The organism is Hydrogenophaga sp. 70-12 (assembly GCF_001897365.1).
GTDB classification, from domain to species: Bacteria; Pseudomonadota; Gammaproteobacteria; order Burkholderiales; family Burkholderiaceae_C; genus Hydrogenophaga; species Hydrogenophaga borbori.
Genome location: NZ_MKSS01000417.1, coordinates 1 through 4973, shown reverse-complemented (window position 1 = coordinate 4973; position 4973 = coordinate 1). Strand labels below are relative to the sequence as shown.

Genomic DNA, 4973 nt, shown 5'->3' with positions numbered 1-4973 from the left:
GCGCCGTAGTAGTGGGCGTGGTACTCGGGGCGCGGCCCGGGCGGGCCCTCGCAGGAGCCGCCGCTGGCCAGCGCCACGGCGTGGGCGCGGTCCACGGTGGCGCGGCGCTCGGCCAGGAAGGCCACCATCTGGCCATTGCCCACCGCGTGGGCCTGCGCGTCGTGCGGGCGACCGATGAGGAACAGCGGGCGCAGGCCGGGCGCCGACTGCCAGCCGGCCCAGGGCCGCTCGGGCTCGCAGAAGCGCTCGCGGATGCCGAGCACGGGCATCAGTTGCCGGTAGAAGGCCAGCGCCCGATCGAAGTCGCTCACGCCGAGGTGGATGTGGGAGAACACGCGGGCCCCCTTCGTCAACGGGATGCCGCGCAGCGCCGCGGCTGGAGCACGCGCTCGTGGCGCGCCTCGGGTGGCCGGTCGGCGCGGCAGCGCTCGCAAGGGGGTCGCAGCTGGAGCATGGAAGGCCTCGTCGGGTCGCGAACGGAGCGGCCAGTGTAGGCAATCCCCGGACCGGGAGGGCGCGCGCCGAGCCCCCATCGTTTGGTCGGGATTGGGCGCTGACCAACAATGCCCCGACCACCCGGGCCACGCGCCCATCCACCCCGCAGGAGATCCTCCATGGCCCAGCACAAGGTCGGCTACATCATCGGCAGCCTCGCCAGCGCCTCCATCAACCGCCAGCTCGCCAAGGCCTTGGTCAAGCTCGCGCCGGCGGAACTGGTGATGCACGAGATCCCGATCAAGGACCTGCCGCTGTACAGCCACGACCACGACGCCAGCTACCCGGCCGTGGCCACGGCCTTCAAGCAGGCCATCGCCGACGCCGACGCCCTGCTCTTCGTCACACCCGAATACAACCGCTCCATCCCGGGCGGCCTGAAGAACGCGATCGACTGGGGGTCGCGCCCCTGGGGCAAGAACTCGTTCACGGGCAAGCCCTCGGGCGTCATCGGCGCCTCGGTGGGCGCCATCGGCACCGCGCTGGCCCAGGCGCACCTGCGCGCCGTGCTCAACTTTTGCAACGCGCCGCAGATGATGCAGCCCGAGGCCTACATCCAGTTCAAGAAGGACCTGGTGGCCGAGGACGGCCGCGTCACCGATGCCAGCACCGAGGAATTCCTGCGCAACTACATGAAGGCCTTCGCCGCCTTCGTGGCGGCGAACAAGGCCCGCGGCTGAGCCCGTGGGCGCCCCGGCCACCCCCCTGGCGAGCGTGCTGTCGCGCTCGCCCAGCTACCGCCTCGACCAGGTCACGCCCCTCGCGGGCCGCTGCCGCGGCACCTTGATCCACTGCACCTTCGAGGCGCACACGGTGGAGATCCCGCCGCTGGACGAGGTGGTGCTGCTGGCCGCCAACGAGTACCGGCTCAAGCGCGCGCTGTTCGACTTCGGCTGGGGCTTTCGCGACCACTTCAGCAGCCACCCGCACCCGCTGCACGTCTTTCCCGCCGGCAACGCCTATCGCTGGTGCAAGGACGGCTATGCCGACGTCACACTGCTGGCGCTGTCGGCCGACGACCTGAATGGCCTGCTCGACGAACTGGGCCACCGCAACCCCGGCGATGGGCTGTGGCAGCTGTCGCAGCGTGGCTTCGCCAACCCCACCATCTACCAGTTGGTGACGCAGTTCATGCAGCACGCCTCCAGCGCCAGCCCGCGGCTGATGGTGGACAGCTACTGCGCCGTGATCGCCAACGAGCTTGGCCAGCAGTGGGGCGCGCGCGGGCGCGCCGGCCCGGCGGTGCGCAAGCTGCCGCCGGCCGTGCTCAAGCGGCTCATCGACCACATCAAGGAACACCTCACGCAGGACCTGAGCCTGGACGAGCTCGCTGCCATCACGGGCTTCTCCAAGTTTCACTTCCTGCGCTGCTTCAAGGCCTCCACCGGCCGCTCGCCGCTGCAGTACGTGGGTGACCTGCGCGTGGCGCACGCGCGCCGCCTGCTGGAGCGCACCACCCTGCCCATGGACACGGTGGCGCGCGACAGCGGCTTTTCCGGCGCCGATCACCTGGCGCGCGCCTTCGGCAAGGCCACGGGCCTGTCGCCGCGCGCCTACCGCACCGCGCTGGGCGGCGTGGGCGGACGGCGCCAGCACTGAAGGCGCCGTCCGCGTAGCCTCAGCCCGCGTGGCGGCGCTCGTGGTCGGCCGCGACGCGCAGCACCAGCGCGTCGTCGAAGTGGCGACCGATCAGCATCAGGCCCACCGGTTTGCCGTCCGCCTCGCCGCAGGGCACGCTGACCGCGGGGTGGCCGGTGAGATCGAAGGGGCTGGTGTTGGCCAGCATGGTCCAGCTGTGCTGGATCACCTCGGCCACCGGCGCATCGTCGGATGGAATGGGCAGCGTGGGGAAGGGCGTGGTGGGCATGAGCAACAGCTCGCGGCCGGCCAGCGCCTCGTCGTAGGCCGCGCGCAGGCGCCGGCGCAGGTTCTGCGCCTTGGCGTAGAAACGGCCCTGGTACTGCTGGTGCAGGTAAGCGCCGAGCAGCATGCCGATCTTCAGCGTGTGCGGCATCTCGTTGGCACGCGCGCGCAGGCCGCCCAGCGCGGTCATCAGCGACAGTGGGTACGCGCCCGTGGTGAGGTGACCCGCACCCTGCCCGCCGTAGAGCGTGTGGTAAGTGCCTTCGTTGGCGATGGCGCTCCAGATCGCGAAGCCATGGCGGTGCCAGGGCACCGAGACCTCGTCGACCACCGCGCCCGCCGCGCGCAGCGCCTCGACGGCCGCGCGCACGGCGCTGTCGGTGCCCGGGTGCGACTCGGGCCAGCCGAAGGACTCCTTCACCACGCCGATGCGCAGCCCCTTCACGCCACGGTCCAGGCCCTGGGTGTAGCGCTCCACCCGCACGCCGCGCTGGCGGCCGTCGATGCCGTCCTCGCCCGCGATCGCCTCCAGCAGCAAGGCCACGCCGGCCACGTCGCGCGCCATAGGCCCCACGTGGTCGATGCTGTGGTCCAGGCCCATGACGCCGGTGTAGGGCACGAGGCCATAGGTGGGCTTGAGGCCCACGATGCCCGAGAACGAGGCCGGGATGCGGATGGAGCCGGCCTGGTCGGCGCCGATGGCCAAGTCCACCTCGCCCGCCGCCAGCAGCGCGGCGCTGCCGGTGGTGGAGCCACCCGGCGTGTGGCCCGGATTGCGCGGGCTGTTCACCGGGCCACCCGCGCTCGTGGCGCTTCCGCCCGAGAAGGAGAAGTACTCGCAGGCCGACTTGCCCACGATGTGGCCGCCCGCGTCCAGGATGCGCGTGACCAGCGTGGCGTCGCCCTCGGGTGCATAGCCTTCCAGCAGCGAGGCGCCGTTCATCATGGGCACGCCGGCGATCTGCACGTTGTCCTTGATCGCCACCGTCTTGCCCGCCAGCGGACCCTCGGCCGCGCCACGGATGTCGCAGCGCACCGACCAGGCGCCCCAGGGGTTGTCCTTCGCCTCGGGCCGCGTGCCGCCGGCGCGCGGGTAGCGCACGGGCAGGGTCTGGTCGGGCAGGCGGTCGACGGTGCGGAACTCGGGCACCAGCGGGGCCAGCATGTCCAGCACGGTCTGCGCGTAGTCGGCGTCGACGTCGATGCCCAGTTCCTCGCCCAGGTAACGCAGGCGGTCCTTGTTCGGCAGATGGAATGCCATGGTGTTCCCTTGAAAGTCTTGTTGGAGATCGGCGGGCGCTGGTCGCGCCGCCTCAGCCCGCGAACTCGGCCGACTCGACCAGCGCCGCCATCGCGGCGGCGTCGCTGGCGCGGGCCTCGCGCACGGTGCGGCCCTTCTCCAGCACCACGATGCGGTCGGACAGGGCGCGCAGAAAGTCGAGGTTCTGCTCGACCAGCACGATGGACAGGCGGTGGCGCTCGCGCAGCGCGCGCAGCAGCACCACCATGTCCTCGATGATGGAGGGCTGTATGCCCTCGGTGGGTTCGTCCAGCAGCACCAGCGTGGGCCGCGTGCACAGGCAACGCGCCAGCGCCAGGATCTGCTGCTCGCCGCCGCTCAGCAGGCCGCCGGGGCGCTCCAGCAGGCGCGCCAGCGCGGGGAAGTCGGCCAGCACCTCGTCCACCACGCGCGCCGCCTCGCGCCGCCCGTGCACCGAGGCCGCGAACAGCAGGTTCTCGCGCACCGACAGCAGCGGGAAGATGCGCCGGCCCTGCGGCACGTAGCCGATGCCCAGCGCCACGCGCCGGTGCGTGGGCAGGCCCGCGATCGACTGGCCCCGCCAGCGCAGCGTGCCCGCCGTCAGCGCGATCTCGCCCACGATGGCGCGCATGAGCGTGGTCTTGCCCATGCCGTTGTGCCCCAGCACGCCGAGGAACTCGCCCTCGCCCACCGACAGCGAGACGCCGTCGAGCACGTTGATGCGGCCGTAGCCGCCACGGATGCCTTGCAGTTCAAGCACGCACATGCTCCTCTCGGCCCAGGTAGACGTCGCGCACCACGGGGTCGGCCAGCACCGCGTCCACGGCCCCGTCGCGCAGCACGGCGCCGCGGTGCAGCACTGTCACACGCTCGGCGATGCGGCGCACGAAGCGCATATCGTGCTCCACCACCACGATGGCGCGGCCCGCGCCGCGCATGGACAGGATCAGCTCGGCCGTGCGCGCGGTCTCCTCCTCGCTCATGCCGGCCACCGGCTCGTCCAGCAGCACCAGCCGCGGGTCGGTCGCGAGCACCATACCCAGCTCCACCCACTGGCGCTGACCGTGCGAGAGCGCGCCCAGCTGGCGCCGGCGCACCGCGCCCAGGCGCAGCTGATCGAGCACCTCGTCGACCACCGAACCCACCGGGCGGCGCGCGCGGTGGCGGCCGGCGGCCACGCGCAGGCTGGCGTCCACCGTGAGGCCGTCGAACACGCTGGACACCTGGGTCTTCACGCCCACGCCCAGCCGGGCGATCTCGTGGCGCTCGAAGCCATTGACCTCGCGGCCCAGGATGCGCACGCGGCCCGCGCTCGGCGCCTGCTGGCCCGTGAGCGTCTTGAACAGCGTGCTTT

General features: G+C 72.0%; 6 protein-coding genes. 2 read left to right on the top strand and 4 right to left on the bottom strand.

What is annotated here, in order from left to right; genetic code table 11:
* On the bottom strand, window positions 1-335 hold a 335-nt coding region (locus tag BGO22_RS21710), incomplete at its 3' end, for a VOC family protein (protein WP_286852419.1).
* A gap of 279 nt (window positions 336-614) precedes the next feature.
* On the opposite strand from BGO22_RS21710, the gene BGO22_RS21705 reads away from it, so the two are divergent.
* Window positions 615-1175, top strand: coding sequence for an NADPH-dependent FMN reductase (locus BGO22_RS21705; RefSeq protein WP_070398206.1), 561 nt, complete (start codon window positions 615-617; stop codon window positions 1173-1175).
* A gap of 4 nt (window positions 1176-1179) precedes the next feature.
* A complete protein-coding gene (locus tag BGO22_RS21700; RefSeq protein WP_070398207.1) occupies window positions 1180-2094 on the top strand; it encodes an AraC family transcriptional regulator in 915 nt (304 codons plus the stop codon).
* 19 nt (window positions 2095-2113) lie between these two features.
* On the opposite strand, the gene BGO22_RS21695 is transcribed toward BGO22_RS21700, so the two are convergent.
* From BGO22_RS21695 to BGO22_RS21685, 3 genes are all read right to left on the bottom strand, one after another.
* Window positions 2114-3619 carry an amidase gene (locus tag BGO22_RS21695; RefSeq protein ID WP_070398208.1) on the bottom strand — a complete coding sequence of 502 codons (1506 nt, stop codon included), beginning with the start codon at window positions 3617-3619 and terminating at the stop codon, window positions 2114-2116.
* A gap of 52 nt (window positions 3620-3671) precedes the next feature.
* Window positions 3672-4385: an ABC transporter ATP-binding protein gene (locus BGO22_RS21690; RefSeq protein ID WP_070398209.1), complete on the bottom strand. Its 714-nt coding sequence runs from the start codon at window positions 4383-4385 to the stop codon at window positions 3672-3674.
* On the bottom strand, window positions 4372-4973 hold a 602-nt coding region (locus BGO22_RS21685), incomplete at its 5' end, for an ATP-binding cassette domain-containing protein (protein WP_286852418.1). The genes BGO22_RS21685 and BGO22_RS21690, both read right to left, overlap by 14 nt.